Source organism: Flammeovirga sp. MY04, assembly GCF_001682195.2.
Taxonomy (GTDB): Bacteria; Bacteroidota; Bacteroidia; order Cytophagales; family Flammeovirgaceae; genus Flammeovirga; species Flammeovirga yaeyamensis.
Map to the genome: position 1 here is coordinate 1,118,092 of NZ_CP003560.2, position 22,114 is coordinate 1,140,205.

The following is a 22,114-nucleotide window of genomic DNA, read 5'->3' on the forward strand; positions in this document are numbered from 1 at the left end:
TGTTTTATGTCTTTGTACTGTAAGATTACACTTTATAAATAATACAATAAGGTTCATTTATTCATAGACAAAATACGTCATTTTGTTGTGTTTAGCTTTTCGAGAACTGAGTAAGCCAAAGTAGGATGTACTTTTTCTTTTTTTGCTAATTCGATAGCTTCTAAAGCAGTCATCTTTGCTTTTTCATAGCTCTTTAATTTGAGTAGTATTCCTGATTTCGTTTCGAGGTTGATGGAGTTATAGTGAACGTCTAAAGAATTATCTACCCATTCTAAAGCAGTACCTAATTTCTCTTGATCATTATAATAGTGATATACATCCCAGGCCCAATTTCTATAGAGGTATGCTCTGACTTCAGGATCTCGGTCATGAAGCGTTTTTACACCTTCACTCATTTTATTATAAGCAGTTTCAAAATCTTGTATATTGATGTAAAAGGTAGGGTTGTAGGCTAAATTGAGAGTTGTACCTTGTTTGCCTAAAGAAGTATTTAAATAACTCATTAATTTTTCCCAACCTTTAATATTTTTCTCTTCAACATAAGGCTGCATAGAGATACTGGCAGCAGCGTTTATGGTTTGTATGATATCTTTAATGCCATGTTCACTTTCTATTACATTAGAGTGTTTTACTATATAATGTAAGCTTTCTGAATGTAACCCATTATGCATTGTCGCTTCTTTTAATGCTCTCCAAATCGATTCCTCTTTTAGCAGATCATCATTTAGTCTACCTAAAAATTTCGACAACATTATTTCGTCTTCATAGGCCGCATTATAAGTGGTGTATATATAATTGCTTAGGATTTTAATATCGGGTTCCTTTTCGTTCTTTACCAGTTTCTGTAAAACAAATAATTGATTGTTGGGATCTTCCGCTTCTTTACTAGCTTCGATAAACTCCTCTTTACTTTTCAATCCAGTGACTAAATGTAATGCTTCAGCATCCTGATTAAGATACAAATAGGAAGGGTAGATCGATAAATTATATTTTTCGACTAGAGTTTTACCTAATTTAGATTCAGCATCAACAGATAAATTTATGTAGTGGTTATTATAATACGAAGAAACTTTTTTGGTTTTAAATACTTCTTCTTGCATCCATTCACAGTTTTTACACCAATTGGTATGGATATCGATAAATATGCCTTTCTGTTCCTTTTTAGCTTTCTTTTGTGCTGTGTGTAAGTCATTGATTTCAAAATTTATATTTTGACCTACACTAAGTATTGGTAATAATAAGATATATAGCGTTGTTTTCCACATAAGGGTATGCGTTTAGGTGATTCTTCTATTAAGTTATAAAATTCTGAAGATAAACGCATTACAAATCTTTATTTTCTTTTTCTTCTATTTTTCTTTTTTGGTAAAGCTAAAATCCCGGCAATAATGATGAACTGTACAGGTAGAATTAATAAATGCGGTTGTAAAAACATCCATGTCTTTTCGCCTAAACGTAAATAATGATCCCAATTCCACCAAGCTTTAGAAAAGAACTTTACCGTTACCCAAATAGGAATTGTCATAAAAAAAGTGATTAGTAATTTCTGACGCCATTTTAATCGATTGTTTCCTAACGCAGGGAAGAAACTAATAATGTTACTTAATGTGATGATGAATAATATGGAAAGAAAAGATAAGCCAACATAAAACCAGGAAAAATCCATCTTAAAAGTGTACCACATTTTCTCTACAATAGGAGTGGCAAGAATCTTATTTATATTGATGAAAAGTAATTTAGATGAACCAAAGAAAGTAATAAATAAAAATGAAATGTAAATAAGCGAATGGATAAATAATGTGTTTTTTAATGATTTACCTATAATACTAAAAATACCTTTTGTCGATCTAAAAAACCTTTTTCTAATTTTAAAGAAGAAAGAATTTTTACCATTGAATTTGGGTACCGCAGGCAATACATTTTTTTCACGTTCTCCAATTTTATGAGGAAGTACTTCGTGATAATAATCATTCGCACCATCAGTAGTCCATACGTAATGAGCCATTAGTGCTGCTGCATAAGAGAAACCTTGATGAACAGCTTGCATGAGTACATTTCTACTCACACCTTTCTTTTTACATTCAACAATCAAAGTGGGTTCGAGACCTTCCTCATCATTGTAGCCAATAATATCAGCTTCTTTGGTAGATGAACCCATTTTTACGGGTACACATACACGTACATGAGATGCAGGGTAACCTAATTCATAGATTACTTTCAAGAAAGTTTCTAATTGAACTTTTTCTTCAGGATTATTTAAAGACCGAGTTTTTTGGTGAGGTAAATACGTTACTTCATTGGTTCTTTTATTGATCTTGATGACTTTATCTTTTAATCCTTTTGAAAGCCACTTCATCTGAATATGCGTTTTAGTAAAGATGATTTCTTGTGAACTCATCAGTTAAAAAATAATTGCTAAATATAGTGGAAATTAGTTTTAATAATGGTTAAAATATCAACAAATGATTTATTTTAGTTTTTAATCGCTGATGTGTAGTGTTTTATATTTAAACAAAAAAAGGTCTTGCTTTCACAAGACCTTCTAAATATTTTGAATGAAAGAAGATTTATCCTCTCATTTTTGCTGAGTATTCTTTTACTGTATTGATAAAGACCTTCACTTTCTCAGGGTCAATATCAGGATATACACCATGACCTAAGTTAGCAATATGATGGTCCGGTCCGAAAGTATCTAACATCTTGATTGTTGCTTTCTCCACATCTTTGTCAGAACCATATAAGGCACATGGATCAAGGTTACCCTGAAGTACTTTACCGTTAACTAATTTTCTTGATTCTGCAACATCCATGTTCCAGTCAAGACCAACAGTATTACAGTTTGATTTACCAATTGCTTCTCTAGCGAAGTAAGCACCTTTAGCAAATACTGTTTTTGGTACTTCTGTAATTGCATCACAAATTTGGTTGATATACGGCATGGCGAAAATATCGTATTGCTCAGGTGATAGAATACCCGCCCAAGAATCGAAAATCTGAATCATGTCCGCACCTGCTTCGATTTGTGCTTTTAAGTAAGCAATCGTCGAATCAGTAATCATCTGAAGTAATTTATGAGAGAATTCAGGTTGAGTATAGAACATTTTCTTTGCTTTAGAGAATGTTTTAGACCCTTGACCTTCGATCATATAACAGAAGATAGTGAAAGGAGCACCGGCAAAACCAATTAAAGGAACTCTATCGTTCAATTCCTTTTTAGTTAATTTGATAGCATCCAATACATATCCTAAATCAGATTGCACGTCGGCAACACGAATTTTATCTAAGTCTTTTTCTGTTTGAACTGTATTAGGGAAGAAAGGACCTCTTTTCTCTACCATCTCATAAGGTAAGCCCATTGCTTCCGGAATTACCAAAATATCAGAGAAAATAATGGCTGCATCTACGCCCAATAAATCTACAGGTTGGATAGTTACTTCACAAGCTAATTCTGGAGTCTGACATAATTCAACAAATCCTGAAACACTTGATCTAACCGCTCTATATTCTGGTAAAATACGTCCAGCTTGACGCATTAACCATACGGGTGTTCTTTCAGTTTTTTCTCCTCTTGCAGTTCTTAGTATTAAATCATTCATAAAGTTATATGACCTAGTTTATTCGTTTTCTGTATTTAAAGGTGTAAGTCCTAATTCGATACCTACATTAATCATAAAAGGCTTTGCTTCTTCGAGTGTATTTTTGATTTTACCATCTAAAATTGCCTCTCTCACTTGGTCTTTAATCTGACCCACTTCCCTTGATGGTTTAATATCAAAAGTTTGCATGACTAGCTCGCCTGTAATAACGGGCTGAAAGTTACGTACTTTATCACTTTCTTCAACCGCTTCTAGCCTAGATTCTACATAATCGAAGTTAGAAAGGTATTTTTTAACTTTATTTCCATCTTTCGAAGTGATATCAGCACGACATAACAGCATTAAAGCATCAATGTCGTCTCCAGCTTCAAAAAGTAAACGTCTTACAGCAGAGTCCGTAACTTCTTTCTTTACTAATGCGATAGGACGTAAGTGAAGCTTTACCAATTTCTGAACAAACTTCATCTTATCGTTCAATGGAAGTTTTAAACGCTTAAAGATTCCCGGAACCATTCGTGCTCCTTTGTCTTCGTGACCATGGAAAGTCCAACCCACTCTTTGATTAAAACGCTTAGTCGCAGGCTTGGCGATGTCGTGAAGAATAGCTGCCCATCTCAACCATAAATCGTTTGATTTTTCGGCAACATTATCCAATACTTTTAGCGTATGGTAGAAATTGTCTTTATGACCTTTTCCATCTCTACGCTCAACACCATGAAGATTTTGCATTTCAGGGAAAATCAATTGAAGCAACCCTGAAGTAAATAGCAGTTTAAATCCATAAGAAGGAACAGGAGAGAGAATAATCTTATTCAACTCGTCCATGATTCTTTCTTTAGATACAATGGAGATGCGCTCTTTATTATCAACGATAGCATCAAAAGTATCTGGATCGATATCAAAATTAAGTTGAGAGGCAAAACGAATTGCTCTCATCATTCTTAAAGGATCGTCTGAGAACGTAATGTTAGGTTCAAGAGGAGTGATGATATTTTTCTTCTCCAAATCTTGAACACCACCAAAAGGATCAACTAAATCACCGTAGTTATCTTGATTAAGAGAAATCGCCAATGCATTGATTGTAAAGTCTCTTCTGTTTTGATCGTCTTCTAATGTACCATCTTCTACAATAGGTTTTCTAGATTCACGTCGATAAGACTCTCTTCTAGCACCTACAAATTCTACCTCGTATTCATCGAACTTCACCATTGCAGTACCAAAACTTTTGAAAGTACTACAAGGTAAATTGCCACCTTGTTTTGCAACCTCTTCGGCAAGGACGATGCCGCTACCTACACAGACAATATCAATATCTTTAGATGGACGTTTTAACAGGAGGTCTCTCACAAAACCACCGACTAAATAAGTATCAAAACCAACTGATTTGGCACTATTCGCGACAACATCAAAGATTGGATTTTGATCTAATATATCTTTAAAATTCACTACTTAAAATGATCTAGATTCCAATTGAATATGCAAAAGTACATTAAAAAATAAACATATGATGTGAATGTCGCTTAATTATTTAGTTCAGCCTAAAAATCTTGGACTTTGATTTTGCTAAGGGTCTAAAATCAAGGAATCTTCTGCTTTTATCTTTAAAAAATAAAAAAAATGATAAGCATTTAAATCTTCGATGGAGGTGCAGTTTGATTTATATATATAAACCATCATTTTTGTAACTCAATTTTTTAATTATCTGAGAGTTGTTCTATGCGTAAGTGGGAAGACCTTTTAACTTTTTCATCAATAGCATTACTATTGATTTTATTAAACATTCATTCTGATAAACTATTCTTTCGATGGGATTTGACAGAAGAGAAGAGGTTTAGTATCAATCCGGCTACAGAAAGGTTATTAAGTAATTTAGAAGGGAAGGTAGCTATCGATGTTTATCTTGATGGACCTTTGAATGCTGAATTTGAGCATTTGAAAATGGCTATTCAAGAAACTTTAGAGGAGTTTAAGGTACAGGCAAATGGGCAATTGGACTTTAGATTTATTGATCCGAACGATTTTGCTGATGTAAGACAGAAACAACAATTTCAAAAATCGTTAATAGAAAAAGGTATTCCTCAAACGACTTTATACGATGTGGGTGCAAATGGAGAACAAACACAGCGTTTGATTTATCCAGGTGCATTAATCACCTACAAGAATAAACAAAAAGGAGTTTTATTGCTGAAGGGAAACAAAGCTAAATCTGCTCAAGAACAAATTAACCAATCGATAGAAGGGGTAGAGTTTGAGTTGGCTTCGGTTATCAAAGGTTTATCAAATACTCAGGAGAAAAGAATTGCGATTGTGCAAGGTCACGATGAATTGAAGCCTCAGGAGTTACAAGAGTTAACGGGAAGTCTTCAAGAAAAATATCAAATCAATTGGCTGACTGATTTATCACAGTTAAATAATTATGATGCCGCTATAATTGCTCAACCTAAAAAGACTTTCAGGAATAGAGATAAATATTTTATCGATCAGTATTTGATTAATGGAGGAAATGCGATGTTCCTTTTGGATAAGGTGCAAATGAACAAAGACTCGATTCCATTAGGAGGTACTTATGCTTTTGGATATGATTTAGGTATTGAAGATCTGATTTTCAGATTGGGAGTAAGAACTAATGTGGATTTAATTCAAGACCAACAGGCAGGGTTGATTGAGGTAGTCGCTGGTAATTTTGGTGATAAAGCCAATATCAAAAAGTTACCTTGGCCATATTATACTTATTTGAATACTTTCTCTGAACATCCAATCGTAAGAAATATGGATGTGGTTTACGGTAAGTTCGTTTCTTCTTTAGATACCGTTAAATCAGTGGGTATAAAAAAGACACCTTTATTGTTTACATCAAATTATTCTAGAATCCGTCCGATGCCTAATTTAATTTCTTTGGATGAGATTAAGGAAGCAAGTAATAAAGAACTATTTACCAAACCTCATATTCCTGTCGCTTATTTATTAGAAGGAACATTTAAATCGCTTTACGCCAATCGATTCCCTCCAAGAGGAATTCCAAAAGAATCATTAATAAAGAACTCTGTTCATCCTACAAAAGTAATTGTGATTGCTGATGGTGATATTGTAAAGAACGAATTTAACCCTATCACCGGAGGTGTAGAATCTATAGAATTCGACCGTCATAGAGGACAAACTTTATCGAATTTAGAGTTTGTGATGAACGCTTTGGAATATCTAACTGATCAAGATGGTTTGATCATGGCTAGAAATAAGAAGGTGACCTTACGACCACTTGACTCTTTTAAAGTAAGAGAAGAAAAAGCCTTTTGGCAATGGTTGAATGTTGGCGTACCGGTTGTGGTTACCGCACTTTTAGGTATATTGTTTGTGTATTTGAGAAGGAGGAGGTACGAAAGATAATTATATATCTAGACAATTGTCTTTGCGGTAGAATATACTCGTTAATGAATGATCTCCACAAGAAGGAGCTAAACCATAAAAGTCTAATCTTTTGAAGCCCTTCTTGATTAACATTTCATAGCCTTCATTGTATATTTCTCTATCAGAGTTATCCCAAATAATTACTCCATTATCAGATAGTTTTTCTAAGGATGCATAGGCACATTTTACCCTTTTTCTTCCATCAATGACTACAATATCAAATAAATTTGGAGATGCTAAGACAGTATCTTCATAATTTTCTTCCAAACTTTTGAATTCGTATTTGACATTTGAGGGGATGTTATTTTTGATTTTCATATACCAATCTCTATCATGTTCAACAGAATGAACTGATTGACACCTATCAGAAAACCATAAAGTGGAGTTGCCACTTCCGTATTCAAATAAATTTAATTTTGATAAATCCTTTTGTTTAAGGAAATGAATAGCAGAGTAGGTAAACCAAGGGATGTACGATCCATTTTGATCGATTGCTGAAAAGCTTTTGATACTTTCATTCCATCCAATTTGCTTTAAGAAACCCTTCTTAACTAAATAGTTAGCGTGTAATAACACTTTAAGAAGCGATTGTTTTTGTAATAGATTTACGATAGTAGCCATAAGTGATATGCATTAATTATGGCAACAATATAGTGATTTATCTGCTAGTATACTTTTTTAAGGCATAGTAAATTTTATAAAGCTTTCTTTTTATCCCCTTTACATTTACATGTTTATAAAATTTTTCGAAATATAAATCACCTATTGAAGTGTCTTTATGAATGGATTTTGGGTCGACTATGCGATCGCAAATTTTAGTTTGGTAAGGGTCCCATATCGGAATTCCAACGAAATTTTCACCACTTCCATCGGTACCTATATTATTTGATAGTGATTGAGAGGGATTTAGACATTTACCATTATTTAATAGAATAGAAGCAGACCATTTTATAGCCCAAGTTTTAATTTCTTTGTTGATGTTTTTAATTAATTGTTCAGACCCTTTAAAATGACCATTTAAATCTAATTCTTTAATAAGGCTTTTATCACTTAATTTTCGAAAGATTTTCTTGGTGTTATTATCAAAATATTGCCATGATTCTTTCCAAGTTGCCCAACCCCAACACGACATATGAGTTGAAAGAAAAGTCTCTCCTTTGAGATCAAACGATTTTGACTTTGGGAATTGAGGAAGATAGGAATTAATGTGAAAAATGTTGTCATCATTTTTATAAAACTCTAAACTTTCATTCATGTACTTAAGAAAAAAAGGAGAGGTGACAATATCGTCTTCTAATACAATTACTTTTCCGTATTTTTCTGTTAGTTCGGTCACACCTCCGATAATAGAATTGGCCAATCCATTATTTTGGTCTTTTTCAATAAGGTTAAAATCAGGATGGTCGTTTAATAATTCTCTAACAATAGTTCTTGTATTCCGAATCCTCTCTTTTTGCTCATTAGTACTATTACTTTTTGCTCCGTCTGCATAAACATACAAAGGCGATTGATACAGCTCTTTATTTTCTTTTAAAGCTAAAATCGTCTTTTTTAAATGATCAGGTCGATCATAAATAAATAAAGCAATAGGAGCGTTCGTCATTATTTTTTAAGCGATTTTTTAATGAAGTAATAAAGGAATAAGGATCTCAATTGAAGCTTACCAATCGTTCTTGTTTCTTTAAAAAGAAGGTTGATAAAAATATTTGTAGAGAATAAAGTGATCACAGAAGCAATTGCCGCACCGTTAGTACTATATATTGGTATCAATACATAATTTAAGGCTGCATTGATAAATATCGATAGAAAACTGGTAATTAGAATGATTTTCTTCTGATTTCTTAGAATCAAATAATTACCTCTCATGCCTCCATTATATAATGCTATTGAACCTAAAATCAGAATATTTAAATTACTAATTGCCCCAAGATACTCCTCCCCATAAAGTAGGTTGATCACAAAATGACTACTAATTAGAACAAATATGACTCCTACATAAGCAACCCCTGTTAACATTGATGAAAGTCGTTCAAAAGAATGATGTAACTGTTTAATCCCCTGCTGAAATTGTTTGGTTAATTCAGGAAATAAAGAGTTCGCTATAATGGCATAGATGGCCACTGATATATCACTTAGTTTAACCGCACGAGTATATATACCTACGGCAGTTTCATCCAATAACCTATCGATCATGATTTGATCTACCTTAGTGTAAATGATATAGGCCAAACTGGAAATGAGTAAAGGAAAGAAGGTGGACCAATATTCTAAAAATACTTTTTTGGTGAATTTATATTGATGGTGATTATATTTCTTAAGGTAGATATACATCAAAATGATAAAACCAATAACAAGTTCAATTAAGAATGATCCTACAAAGTATTCTAAAGGATAATTCTCTAAAATGAAATAAACCTTTAATAAAGAGCCGATAATGAATCCTGTTCCTTTAGCGATAACAATATATTTTGATAATAGATCGGCTTGAAACTTTGTGGTAATGACATCAAAGACTGAAAGGAAAATACTACTTGATATCAACCATCCAATCATAATCCTTGTAGAATTGCCTTCGGCTAGTAATTGAAGAATAATACCCGATAATAGGAAAGCAACTAAAGAAACGATTAAACGAACTGTAAAAGCAACAGATAAATGTTGATTACGAGTATTGTCATCAACATCGACTAGATTTTTGATAAGTAGACGTTCAAATCCAAAAGCAGAAAAAACAATAAATAGGTTACTTACACTTAGAGAAATATCCCAAATACCCATATTATAAGCTCCTAAATATCTACTTACCCAAGCATTAATTAATAAGCCTCCTAGCATTCTAAGAATGCGATCAAAAAAGAGCCAATTGATATTTTTTAAAATGGAATAAACGCCATCTTTTTTGATCCAATTGTTAAACTTTTGATATATACTTGAGACCATTCGGTTGATTTTGTTTTATAGATTTCGAATAACAGTGCAAAAGTATCTGTATTCGTTTTAGTTTAAAAAATAAAGAGTTTTAATTTTTTCAAAGATTATTAATTGTAACCATATTTGCACTATAAAATCGATAACATAAGCTAAATTAATGAAAGTAGTTCATATATCAACATATCCACGTGGTGGAGCTGCAAATGCTGCTTTACGATTTCATAATGGATTACTTCAACTAGGAGTAGACTCGAAAGTTTTGTGCAGAGATGAAGGAAACAAGGAGCAAAAAATCTACTCTTATGGGACATCAATCAACTTTAGAAGAATTTCAACCATTTATAAAAACTTAAAGATATTACCTCATTTTTATATGGAGGACGATCAATGTGAAGGATTTTCATCACCTTTAAGTTTGTATAAATTAGAAAAACACCCAATTGTTGTAGAGGCTGATATTGTCATTTTACATTGGGTTGCCAATTTCATTAATTATCCATCCTTTTTTAAGAACATCAATAAGAAAGTAATCTGGTATTTACACGATATGAACCCTTTTCAAGGAGGATTTCATTATAATGAAGATCATGAACGATTTAAAAAGTTTAACAAGGTGGATCAACTCTTTTACAATATCAAAAAGAAGGCACTAAATGATACAAAATTAACAGTAATGGCTCCTTCTCAATGGTTATTGGATTTATCAAAAAAAAGTGAGCTGCTTGGAAGGTTTAATCACAAATTGGCAAGGTATGGATTATCCACAGAAAAAGTGATTATTCATGATCAAATTGAAGTTAGAAAAAAGTTCAAATTACCATTAGATCATAAAGTATTACTTTTTGTTAGTGAAAGAATATCGAATACTCGAAAAGGAGCAATGTTATTGATCAATGCTTTAAAGAAGTGTGATTTGCAAGAGAAAGTAAGCATTCTTGTAGTGGGGGATTATGATAAAGACCTTTTTGAATCTGATCATCTTCATACTGTTGGTCGCCTTCATTCGGTAGAAGAAATGGCTATGGCATACTCTGCGGCTGATTTATTTGTATTACCAAGTAGAGAAGATAATTTACCTAATGTGATGTTGGAAAGTCTGTATTGTGGTACACCTGTAATGGCTTTTAAAGATGGAGGAGGGATGAAAGAAATTATCCATGATAAGAATGGTAAACTTATTGATGATATGAATGAAGAGGCCCTTGCAGAAGCATTACAACAGTGGATCGATCAACCATTTGATTTTGAAAGAGAAGATATACGTGCAGAAGCAGTGACTCAATTTGAGGAAAAACAACAAGCATTAAAACTCAAGGAAGAATTAGAAAAAATTATGAGTTTGTAGTTTGGATGCTAAATAATAAAGTGAGATTTTTCAAACTTGAAGTACACTTAACTAAGGTACTCTAAGCATAACTAAAAATATTAATGGACAAGTTTAACTTTAAGAAGTATAATTGGGTACTCGCAATACCTGCATTTTTTATTCTAACATTCATCTATTTTAGCCCAGAATTTATTGATGGGAAATCATTAAACCAAAGTGATTTAATACATTTTGAAGGGATGTCACATGCCTCTCAAGCTGAAGCTAAAAGAACTGGTGAACCTCCTTTATGGAACACTGCAATGTTCTCTGGTATGCCAGAATTATTATTCTCAAGCTTGCAAGGAGATCCAACTCATTATATGTATTTAGCAACAAATTTGGGATTGTATAAAACGTATGAAAACCCAATGACGGTTTTTGCTTTAATGATTTGTCTTTGGATTGGGTTAATGTGTTTTAGAGTTAAACCATGGGTGGGATTCTTCATCTCAGCAGCATTTGCTTTTAATACGTTTTTCATTACCTCATTAGAGGCAGGGCATATTACTAAACTGAATGCTATAGCTTATTCCGCCTTAGTTCTTGGAGGTATGCGATTGCTTTTTGATAAAAAGTGGTGGATGGGAGCAGCCTTACTCGCATTTGGTGTTTGTATAGAAATTAGAGCATCCCATTATCAAATTACTTATTACCTCATTTTTGTTTGCTTGATGTATGGTTTGTCTGAACTGTATTTCTACTTCAAAAACGGGGAAATTAAAGTCTTTTTAACTAGAGTTATTCCTATCGGTATTTTAGCTGCTTCTTTAGGTGCTTCTACACAATTATGGAGAGTGTGGACTACTAAAGAATACTCAGAATACTCTATTCGTGGTAAAAAAGAATTATCAGCACAAGCTGGTCAAGAAAATAATTATACAGAAGAAGGTTTGGATAAAGATTATGCTTTCAGTTGGTCTGAGGGGAAAATGGAGTCTTTAACCTTAATATCACCTAACTTTCTAGGGGGTAGTAGCCAAGAAACTTTAGAGAAAGATGGACCATTTTTAACGATGATCTCTAAGAATTATGGTCAACAAGCAGTTCAGCAATTATCTCAAATAAAACTACCATTATATTTTGGTGAACAACCATTTACCGGTGGGCCAATCTATCAAGGGGCTATATTATCTTTCTTGTTCATATTAGGATTGTTTGTACTTGATAAACGAGATAGAATATGGCTTATAAGTAGTTTATTAATGGCCTTATTCTTTGCTTGGGGTAAACACTTGCAATGGTTTAACTACACACTATTTGATATCCTACCGGGTATGAATAAATTCAGAACGCCAGCTATGGCTTTAGGTATTGGTTGTGTAGTGATGGCACTTGGGGCCGCTTTAGGTTTCAACAAAATCATTAATGATGGTTGGGATGAGAAAACACAAAAAGCAGCTTACAAAGCAGCAGGAGCTACTGGTGGTTTATTGATCATAATGTGGGTAGCAGCAGGTTTTATGGACGTAAGTGGGGCTAGAGATGCTGCAATATTCTCACAAATGTTCCAAACACAGGATGCTAATCTAATTAGAAACTTAACTTCTGCAATGGAAGCGGAAAGAATTTCTATGATTAGAGGAGATGTAGTAAGATCATTTATTTTGATTGCTTTGGCATGTGGAGTGTTCTATCTGTACTCAAAGAACAAATTGAAGTTATGGTTAGCTGTAGGTTTAGTAGGAGTATTGACTATAGGAGATGTTTGGAGTGTAGCGAAAAGATATATCAATAAGGAATCTTTTAAAGTAGATACCAACAAGCAGACACACAAAGCAACCCCTGCAGATACTTACATATTAGCAGATAAAGACCCTAACTTTAGAGTATTAAACCTTACTGAAAATACATTTAATGAGGCAAAAACTTCTTACTTCCATAAATCAATTGGTGGTTATTTCCCTGCGAAACTTCGTAGATATCAAGATTTAATTGAAAGAGAATTAAGCAGAGAAATTCAGGTATTTGCAAATGCAGTTCAAAAAGGAGATACACTTCAGGTAAGAGAAATTCCTGCTTTGAATATGCTGAACATGAAATACACCATTCTTGGACCTCAAAAAGAAGCAGTATTACAAAACCCGAACGCTTTAGGGAATGCATGGTTTGTAGAACATATTGAAAAAGTGAATACTCCAGATGAAGAAATGGAGGCATTAGCATCAATAGACCCTTCTAAACAAGCGATTGTTAATGTTGCTCGCTTTAAACAAGAAATCAAAACTTCGAAATCAGAAGGTGATAAAGTAGAATTAACTGAATACGGTCACCGTAGATTAAAATATAAGTCAAATAGTAAAAACGGCGGTTTTGCTGTCTTTTCAGAAGTATACTATCCAGCAGGTTGGGTAGCTAAAATTGATGGTAAAGAAACAGATATTATTTGTGCCAATTATGTATTAAGAGGTATTCAATTACCTGCCGGAGAACATGAGATCACATTCGATTTTGATCCTGTATCTTTCGTTGTTGGGGGTACAATATCTAAAATCGCGGGCTACTTATGCTGGATCCTATTAGGTTTTGCTATATTTATGTCTGTAAGAGCTAAAAAAGAATAGTTTTTAATTATTTAAATAAGAAAGGGCATGTTTGCATTATTTCTGATGTAGACATGCTCTTTTTGTTTATCTTCGAAGTATGAAAATTGCAATTATTGGAGGAGGTGCTGCTGGCTATTTTGCAGCAGTAACAGCCGCTAAAGAGGCTTCTAACGAAGTACATATATTTGAGAAAACATCAAAAGTTTTAGGGAAAGTAAAGATTTCTGGAGGAGGAAGATGTAATGTAACCAACGTTGTTTTCAATCCTGTGAAATTATCAAAAAGTTACCCTAGAGGCGAACGTTTTCTAAAAAAGGCTTTCGGTAAATTCAATGGGGAACATACTGTTGAATGGTTTAAAGATAGAGGAGTTAACATCGTTGCTGAGGATGATGGGAGAATGTTTCCTGACACTAACGATTCTCAAACAATAATTGATTGTCTTACTGATGAAGCTGATCGATTAGGGGTGCAGTTACATTTGAGTAATACGGTATCTAAATTGACACCAAATGAAAATGGGACTATTCAATTAACCATCAACGATTCCAATCAAGTATTTGATAAAGTAATTGTGACAATCGGCGGGCAACCAAAATTGGAGAGCTTTAATTGGATCAAAAACTTAGGACATACAATTGAAGATCCTGTTCCTTCTTTATTTACCTTCAAGATTAATCATAAACCCCTTACAAAATTGATGGGGCTTTCTGTTTCTGATGCAAGAGTGAGAATTGTAGGAGAGAAGAAGCTGAATGAAACAGGCCCATTATTAATTACGCATTGGGGATTAAGTGGGCCGGCTATCTTGAGAACATCCGCTTGGGGAGCCCGAATGTTGTATAATAGAAATTATCAGTTCGAAATTTTGGTATCATGGTACAACAAACTATCTGATCAGGAATTGAGAGAATATGTCAATGAACAGAAGGTAGTTTTAAAGAAAAAGCAAATCAAGAACAACAACCCTTTTGAGCTACCTCAGAGATTATGGGATTATATTCTTCAACGTCTGGAAATTCCTGAAACCAAATTGTGGTTGGATTTAAGTAAAAAAGAACTGAATAAATTGGTTGAAGTTCTATTGGCTGATAAATATCAAGTAAATGGGACAACTAAGTTTAAAGAAGAGTTTGTGACTTGTGGAGGAGTTAATCTTACAGAGGTTGATGTGAAGACTATGGAAAGCAAAGTGGTTTCAAATTTACACTTTGCAGGAGAAGTGTTAGATATTGATGGCATCACTGGTGGATTTAATTTTCAAGCAGCTTGGACGACTGGATATTTAAGTGGTAAATCTTGATATAGTACAATTTTAATTCTTTTTTAACAAGAGGTTGATAATTAAACAAGGTGTTCAAAAATTAACACAAAATTAGTGATGTTAATTTTTGAACACCTTGTTTTTTAATGATACAGTCAAATTTAAAGGTTTTGTAAATACATCTTAATTTTTTGAAATAATCAAGTACTTTGTTGGATAACTCAAAGCAGTCCCTACAACTTTACATCGTCAGCTAATCATTATCTACAAAGTACAATTTAAATGAAACACCTAGTTTTACTTTTATCAATCCTTTTATTTAATACGTTTACATCGTTTGCGTCAGATATTCAGATCTCAGGAATTATCACTGATGAAAATGGCGAAGCGATTCCTGGTGTTATGATTTTCGAAAAAGGAAATTCAGCACATGGTACAACCACTAATTTTAATGGTGAATATCACTTTATCGTTGATGAAGAAGCGGTAGTAGTGATCCGTTATATGGGATATCAAACAGAAGAAATTTTAGCAAAGGATGTTCCTCAATCATTCAAACTAACTCAAGAAGCTCAGCAATTAGATGCTATCGAAATTGTAGGTACAAGATCTCAAAATAGAACAGTAACAGAAACTCCTGTCGCTATTGATGTCATCAACCTAGAAAATGTAACTGCAGCGACAGGTCAATTAGACATGAATCAGTTGCTTCAATATGTTGCTCCTTCATTTAATGCACAAAGACAATCTGGTGCAGATGGTTCTGATCACGTTGATCCGGCTACTTTAAGAGGTTTAGGTCCTGATCAAACATTAGTATTGATTAATGGTAAAAGAAGACATCAATCTTCTTTAGTGAATTTAGTAGGTACTAGAGGTAGAGGAAATACAGGTACAGATTTAAATGCTATTCCAATGGCTGCTATCGAAAGAATTGAAATTCTTAGAGATGGAGCTTCGGCACAATATGGTTCTGATGCTATTGCGGGTGTAATTAATATAGTTTTAAAGAAAAATACTGATGGTGTAGCTGTAAATGTAGGTACAGGTGTAACAAGTGAAGGCGATGGTGAGTCTGCGAATGTAGATGTAAACTATGGTACTGAGCTAGGAAAAGGTGGTTTTATTAACCTTACCGGACAATATCAACATAGAGGAAGAACGAATAGAATGCCTGAAGAAGAAACATTCAGAAATTATATTGGTGATGCCTTATCGACTGGATTTGGAGGTTTTGTAAATGCAGGTCTTCCGTTATCCGAAAATACAGAAGCATATGTTTTTGGTGGTGCTAGTGTAAGACATGGTGAGTCATATGCTTGGACTCGTGAAGCTGATGATGATAGAAACGTTCCTGAAATTTATCCTAATGGTTTTGATCCAAATATCATTTCTGATATTGCCGATTATTCTGTGAGTGCAGGTGTGAAAACAAATATCAAAGATTGGAAAGTAGACTTTAATAATACATTTGGTTATAACGAATTTAAATATTCTGTAGATCAAACATTAAATGCATCTTTAGGTGCCAATTCTCCAACATCATTCTATTCAGGTAAGCATTATTTATCACAAAATGTTACAGGTGTTGATGTCTCAAAGTATTTTGATGGCTTTTTAAATGGATTAAACATCGCTTTTGGTTCTGAATTTAGAATCGATACTTACGGAATTGGAGCAGGTGAGGAAGCGTCTTATAAAAATTATTCTGACGGAAGTGTACCGGGTGGAGCACAAGGTTTCCCAGGTTTTAGACCAGAAAATGAAGTGAACGCTCAAAGAACCAACATTGCACTCTATTTAGATATAGAGACAGATATTACAGATAAATGGATGATTGCAGTGGCTGGTAGATATGAGAATTATTCAGATTTTGGAGGAACATTAAATGGTAAAATTGCATCAAGATATGAGTTCTCTAAAGCATTTGCCGTAAGAGGTGCAGTGAGTACAGGTTTCAGAGCTCCATCTTTAGCACAAAAACATTACAGTTCAATTTTCACAGATGTAGTTGGAGGTGTTACGATGGAAAAAGTAATTGCACCAAATGACAGTGAGCTGGCAAAAGCTTTAGGTATGCCAGAATTGAAACAAGAAAAAGCATTCAACGCAAGCTTAGGTTTTACAGCCAATTTGTTAGACGGTCTATCTTTAACTGTTGATGGTTATTATGTAGCGATTGATGACAGAATTGTACTAACAGGAGCATTTGAAGATACTGATCCTGAAATTGGTGATGAACTGAAGGAGTTAGATGTAAGTGCTGCTCAGTTTTTTACAAATGCTTTGGATACAAGAACACTTGGTTTAGATGTAGTTCTAGCCTATTCATTTGATATTGATGCACATAATTTCACTACTTCCATAGCGGGTAATATCAATAGAATGGAATTGGGAGATATTACTACCAACGAGAAACTGACTGGAAAAGAAGATATTTACTTTGGAGAAAGAGAGCAGATGTTCTTATTAGCATCAGCACCAAATCACAAGTTTAACTATACTATAAACCATAGCTACAAAAAATTAGCTACCATGATTAGATTAAATCAATTCTCATCTGTTGAACTGATGGATTGGGATGGTGAAATTGATTATTATGCAGGTAGACTAACTACAGATATAGCTATTACTTACAGCTTTAATCCCAAGCTAAGATGGACCATAGGAGGGAATAACATTTTTAATGTTTACCCAACTAAACAAGACCCTCTTTCTACAGAAACTGCAGGGTATTGGGATCCTGTTCAAATGGGATTTAATGGAGCATACTTCTACACTAAATTTGGTATTAACTTTTAATATGTTATTTAAAAATCCTCTTTTATTAAGAGGATTTTTTTTATTGTTCAACAGTAAAGTAGATCACTTGATCTTGAAAGTTTTTATCCACTAACTTCGTATTGGTAATCCAATCTTGAAATGCCTCAGGAGAAAGTGTTTTAATTCCATTCTCTGTATTCAACATTGGTTTATCAAACTTAGTAGTACTAAATACAATATAAAGTCGATTATATAATTTATCCTTTCCCATTGTAGACAGTTGAAGTTCATCTACATTTCTATTCTGAATAGATTCTAACCCTTGATTTCCTTGAGCATCAAAAAGCACGTATTCCTGATCAGCATTCACTTTAATACAATTGTTTTGATCAGCCGTTAATCTTGAATAAGGGAGTAGGCGATACACCATTTCTTCCTCCCTCATAAAGACACTTATATATCCATCGACAGGGCTTTTAATGGATAAATATAAACTTTCGCCTTCTTTAAATTTTTGAGTGATACAAAGATTCTTATTCGCACATTTCAATAAGTTTGAATGTAGATCAATTTTATTTTTAGTGATCTCTCTTGCTTTACCTTTTACTTCACAAGATAAATACAGTTTTTGTCCATTATCATTTTCTTCTATAAACCACTTGTAATTTATTTCAGTAGTCTTAATCCATTCCCCCTTAACATTTGATGTACTCAGGGTGTTGAGATTAGTACCTGAATTATCTAGAGTTAAATCTGTATTGGAGGCGATTAAAGTGCCAAATTCATCCGCTAATGCTTTGATTTGGGCTTTCATTTTTAATGACTCTTTAAAATCTGCAATGGATATATTTTCAGTAATGGGTTCTGTTAATTTGGCACCTACTTTTTTTACCTTTTGTGCATAAGTATTGCCTAATTGAAAGAAAGTGATGAATAATAATAATGTTTGAATAAAGTTTTTCATTATTAGCATGAAGATGTGTTAGAATTATTTTTTACTAATTTAGTCAAAAATTAGAAAAGCCTACATGAAATTAAAAGCAACCATACTGATATTTTTTTTCTTTTGCTTGATACTCGGAAACGTAAAAGCTCAATTTAAAAAGAAGGATAGAATTCCAACTCCTAAAGAACAAAAAAGTAAAGCAACAAAAGAAGCTAAAAAACAATCAAGATTATTTAGAGATCAAGGATACTTAGAATTACCGGGAGATTTGACAATAGAAGAACAAGTTTTTAATTCTACGATGTCAAAATACGAATTGGATTCTTTAGGAAACCCTGTTTATATAGTTGTTCAATCAGAAATCGTTGGAAATTCATTTGCTGAGGCTAAACGAAAAGGATTTGAAAAATGCTTAAAAGGTTTTGCTAGTAATGTGAATGTTATCTTAGCTGAAAAATATAGACAATCTATATTGAAATCTGAACCTATTTCTCGGAATCAAGAACTATTTGATTTTGTGAAAACTTTTAAATTCGATTTTTCTTGGGATATGTTTGGAAGAAAGACTCCAATTATTTTGCTAAAGAAAAAATCGAACAATCAAACTTTTGTAGTGATGTCTATGAGATACAAAACAGAATTATGTTATGGATTCCTTTCTGATTACTTTATCAAACAAATAGAAGAAACCATGACTTTATCCAAAGAAGAATTAAATGTTCTTAAAGTGAAACAGCTTCAATAGCTTTTTTCTTTCTCCATTGAATACTGTTGATCAATAATGCAGTTATCACTAAAATGCCGCCAAAAACTTGTCCAATACTAATTTCTTCTCCCAATATAAATGAAGCTGTTGTTCCAAAAACAGGAACTAGATTGGTAAATAATGTACTGGTTTCTGCACCAAGCTCTTTGATCGATATAAACCAAAATGCCCCGCAAATAGCTGTTGATAATGCTCCCATAAAGAAAACAGCTAAGAGGAAGTCTGTATCCATCGGGAATACAAATGTCTCAAAGCCAACACTGTAAATACAGAAAGCAAAGCAGGCCACCCATGTCACTAAATTAGTCAGCCAAAGAGGAGAGATGTGACCTAAGTACTTTTTGATGAAAACGTTACCAAATGAGAAACTTAAATTCGCTCCAAGTATTAATAAGTCACCTTTCGAGAAAGAAAGTGCTCTAATGACTTCAAGGTCACCTTTCGAGATGACAAATAGAATACCCATAAAACCAAGTGCGATACTTATCATTTCCTTTCTTTTTAATCGATGTCCCAGCATAGGAATTGATATCAATGCTGTATTTAAAGGAGTAAGTCCAATAATTAAAACACCATTAAATGCCGTGGTATGTTTTAGTCCTTCGAGAAATAAGATATTGTATAGAAAAGCACCTGTAATCCCCAAAAAGACAATATGCTTCCATTTAGATAGACTTTGTTTAATATCTATTTCGGTAGGCTTTTTAAAGAACATAAAAGCCCCTAAAAGTAAAGCACCCAAAATATATCTATATGTTCCGGCTAACATTGCTCCAACATGTTCAATTGCAATTTGCGAAACATGGAAGTTAACGCCCCAAATAAGCGTAGTAAATATTAGAAAGAAGTAAAATTTCGTTTTGTTGGTTAGCATCGATCGAAGTATATGAAATGAATTATGATACAAATCTAGTATAAAATTCACCCATAGTCCAAACCATACTTTTATATTGTTTCTTTCTTCATGATAAATTTTTAAATTAGAAAAAGAAATTATTTTACGTTACAGAAATGTGTATGTAAAGTGCTATAAACTCTAAAACAACTTTATTTTTGATAATAATGACGATACAAGAACTTCAGGATCAATATCAATTTAATAAAGACACTCCGATTGTTATTGGAGATCGCTGTAAAGTCTATTTTGGTAAACTAAATAACGAAGATGAGGTAGTAATTATCTCGGACTTATCACCAAGAGTTATTCAAGATGAAGATGTAGATTCTTTTGAAGCAGGAGCAGTAATGTCCTTTAATGATACTAATGAACAGGAATCTAAAGACACATTTGTTTTTGGGTCAGTTCAATACGTCATTAGAATGCTGGATAACTATAGTGAAGAGGTGATAAATACTGTTCATCAGATTATAGAAGAAAAAGATGAAGAACAATTAAAAGAATTAGAAATTAGACTCTTAAAAGTTTTAAAGCTTCCTATTTTAGATAGAACTCAAAAACTTTTAGACATCAAGAATTTATATAAGCAAGGACTTTATGATGAAACTTTTAAAGCAATAGCCTACGACTATGCTGATGATATATTACTAGATGGTGATATGCTTTATTTACTTGGTGATATGTGTGAGAAAGGCATGGGAACTTTCCAAAATAAACATCAGGCATTAAAGTTTTTCAAAAGAGCTCAAGAAATAGGCATTACGAATGCTGATAAAAGAGTTGAAATTCTTGAAAATGAATTAAAAGAAGAAAGTGAAGCGATTCAAACCGAAGCTTCTGCCACTGTAGATCAACAGGAAGATAAAAGTAGATTAATACGTAAAAATCCCCCTAAAAATAGAAAGAGGGGTTTGAGTAAAAAGAATAAACTAAGGTATTCAATTATCGGTTCTTTCTCATTTATAATGGGAATCATTTTTACGATGTTAATCGGAAGCTTTTTTAATGGATCATCTACTGATGGTATAACTGCCTCTGAGAATTCAGAGGAGGTGAGTAATGATGATGTTGCTGAAAACTCTAACAATGAGGTATTTATCAAAATTGAAAAAGATATTCTAAAATCAACCGCTGATTTAAAAAACTATGATCATGCTATTAAGGCATTGGAAGGAGTAGTTTCTCAGATAGATCAATCTTTAAGAGTGCATACTTTTACACCTGATCAAGTCAAGAGATTTGATCAAATAAAAGGAAATGTAATGGGACAAATATCCAATCTTAAAGATAATGAGTCAGGAAACTTTACAACTTGGTACAATTCTAAAGCAGGTGAATCGGTTGTTGCCATAGCAAATAGGTACAAAATACCAGAGAAGAATCTTTTCAATGAAAAAGGAGATAATTATCCAGTTGATTATACTTTCAAAAATGGTGAAAAAGTGAAATTAAAAATTCCTGCTTTGTTTTTTGATCATAAAATCTTAGTAGGAGAAAGTATAGGTTCCATCTCCAATAAATACGATATACAACCCGAGGACATCCGTAAATTAAATAATTTATCAAGTAATGTAATTCATCCGGGACAAACGATTAGAGTATATATTAGAAAATAAAAAAGAGAGGTTGACAA

General features: G+C 33.1%; 16 protein-coding genes. 7 read left to right on the plus strand and 9 right to left on the minus strand.

The features are described from left to right. Nucleotides 1-77 precede the first annotated feature (77 nt). The 4 genes from MY04_RS04490 to MY04_RS04505 all read right to left on the minus strand — a co-directional run bounded on the left by MY04_RS04490 (nt 78) and on the right by MY04_RS04505 (nt 5,042). The gene (locus MY04_RS04490) at nt 78-1,265 is read right to left on the minus strand and encodes a thioredoxin family protein (RefSeq protein ID WP_066206936.1); all 1,188 of its coding nucleotides are present in this window, start codon (nt 1,263-1,265) and stop codon (nt 78-80) included. A gap of 68 nt (nt 1,266-1,333) precedes the next feature. Further along, nucleotides 1,334-2,398, minus strand: coding sequence for a type I restriction enzyme HsdR N-terminal domain-containing protein (locus MY04_RS04495; RefSeq protein WP_066206940.1), 1,065 nt, complete (start codon nt 2,396-2,398; stop codon nt 1,334-1,336). A 169-nt stretch (nt 2,399-2,567) separates the two neighbouring features. Next, nucleotides 2,568-3,596: a uroporphyrinogen decarboxylase gene (gene hemE / locus MY04_RS04500; protein ID WP_066206942.1), complete on the minus strand. Its 1,029-nt coding sequence runs from the start codon at nt 3,594-3,596 to the stop codon at nt 2,568-2,570. An 18-nt stretch (nt 3,597-3,614) separates the two neighbouring features. Beyond that, nucleotides 3,615-5,042 (minus strand): CCA tRNA nucleotidyltransferase, encoded by a 1,428-nt coding sequence (locus MY04_RS04505; RefSeq protein WP_066206945.1) that lies wholly within the window; start codon nt 5,040-5,042, stop codon nt 3,615-3,617. 270 nt (nt 5,043-5,312) lie between these two features. Between MY04_RS04505 and gldG the strand changes: the two genes are divergently transcribed. Continuing rightward, entirely contained in the window at nt 5,313-6,980 is a 1,668-nt protein-coding gene (gldG, locus tag MY04_RS04510; RefSeq protein WP_066206947.1) for a gliding motility-associated ABC transporter substrate-binding protein GldG, read from the plus strand. On the opposite strand, the gene MY04_RS04515 is transcribed toward gldG, so the two are convergent. From MY04_RS04515 to MY04_RS04525, 3 genes are read right to left on the minus strand one after another with little or no spacing between them, the layout of a single operon-like run. Next, the gene (locus MY04_RS04515; RefSeq protein ID WP_084005769.1) at nt 6,981-7,622 is read right to left on the minus strand and encodes a hypothetical protein; all 642 of its coding nucleotides are present in this window, start codon (nt 7,620-7,622) and stop codon (nt 6,981-6,983) included. Nucleotides 7,623-7,659: 37 nt separating this feature from the next. Then, complete coding sequence (locus MY04_RS04520; protein ID WP_066206953.1) at nt 7,660-8,604, minus strand: hypothetical protein; 945 nt, start codon at nt 8,602-8,604, stop codon at nt 7,660-7,662. Then, nucleotides 8,604-9,941 (minus strand): flippase, encoded by a 1,338-nt coding sequence (locus MY04_RS04525; RefSeq protein WP_066206956.1) that lies wholly within the window; start codon nt 9,939-9,941, stop codon nt 8,604-8,606. The genes MY04_RS04520 and MY04_RS04525 overlap by 1 nt, the downstream gene beginning before the upstream one ends. 148 nt (nt 9,942-10,089) lie before the next feature. Here MY04_RS04525 and MY04_RS04530 point away from each other — a divergent pair, with 148 nt between their 5' ends. The 4 genes from MY04_RS04530 to MY04_RS04545 all read left to right on the plus strand — a co-directional run bounded on the left by MY04_RS04530 (nt 10,090) and on the right by MY04_RS04545 (nt 17,910). Continuing rightward, entirely contained in the window at nt 10,090-11,277 is a 1,188-nt protein-coding gene (locus tag MY04_RS04530; RefSeq protein WP_066206959.1) for a glycosyltransferase, read from the plus strand. Nucleotides 11,278-11,360: 83 nt separating this feature from the next. Beyond that, nucleotides 11,361-13,862 (plus strand): YfhO family protein, encoded by a 2,502-nt coding sequence (locus MY04_RS04535; protein WP_066206961.1) that lies wholly within the window; start codon nt 11,361-11,363, stop codon nt 13,860-13,862. Between the two features lie 79 nt (nt 13,863-13,941). Next, nucleotides 13,942-15,147 (plus strand): NAD(P)/FAD-dependent oxidoreductase, encoded by a 1,206-nt coding sequence (locus MY04_RS04540; protein WP_066206964.1) that lies wholly within the window; start codon nt 13,942-13,944, stop codon nt 15,145-15,147. Nucleotides 15,148-15,390: 243 nt separating this feature from the next. Further along, nucleotides 15,391-17,910 (plus strand): TonB-dependent receptor, encoded by a 2,520-nt coding sequence (locus MY04_RS04545; RefSeq protein WP_066206967.1) that lies wholly within the window; start codon nt 15,391-15,393, stop codon nt 17,908-17,910. A 40-nt stretch (nt 17,911-17,950) separates the two neighbouring features. Here MY04_RS04545 and MY04_RS04550 read toward each other — a convergent pair whose 3' ends face one another. After that, nucleotides 17,951-18,835, minus strand: a complete 885-nt coding sequence (locus MY04_RS04550; protein WP_066206971.1) for a hypothetical protein — start codon at nt 18,833-18,835, stop codon at nt 17,951-17,953. A 64-nt stretch (nt 18,836-18,899) separates the two neighbouring features. Here MY04_RS04550 and MY04_RS04555 point away from each other — a divergent pair, with 64 nt between their 5' ends. Next, a complete protein-coding gene (locus tag MY04_RS04555; protein WP_066206972.1) occupies nt 18,900-19,562 on the plus strand; it encodes a hypothetical protein in 663 nt (220 codons plus the stop codon). Here the strand turns inward: MY04_RS04555 and MY04_RS04560 are convergent. After that, complete coding sequence (locus tag MY04_RS04560) at nt 19,540-20,457, minus strand: DMT family transporter (protein ID WP_084005770.1); 918 nt, start codon at nt 20,455-20,457, stop codon at nt 19,540-19,542. The two genes, MY04_RS04555 and MY04_RS04560, sit on opposite strands and share 23 nt — an antisense overlap. Nucleotides 20,458-20,645: 188 nt before the next feature. Between MY04_RS04560 and MY04_RS04565 the strand changes: the two genes are divergently transcribed. Next, nucleotides 20,646-22,097 (plus strand): LysM peptidoglycan-binding domain-containing protein, encoded by a 1,452-nt coding sequence (locus MY04_RS04565; protein ID WP_066206977.1) that lies wholly within the window; start codon nt 20,646-20,648, stop codon nt 22,095-22,097. Nucleotides 22,098-22,114: the final 17 nt, after the last annotated feature.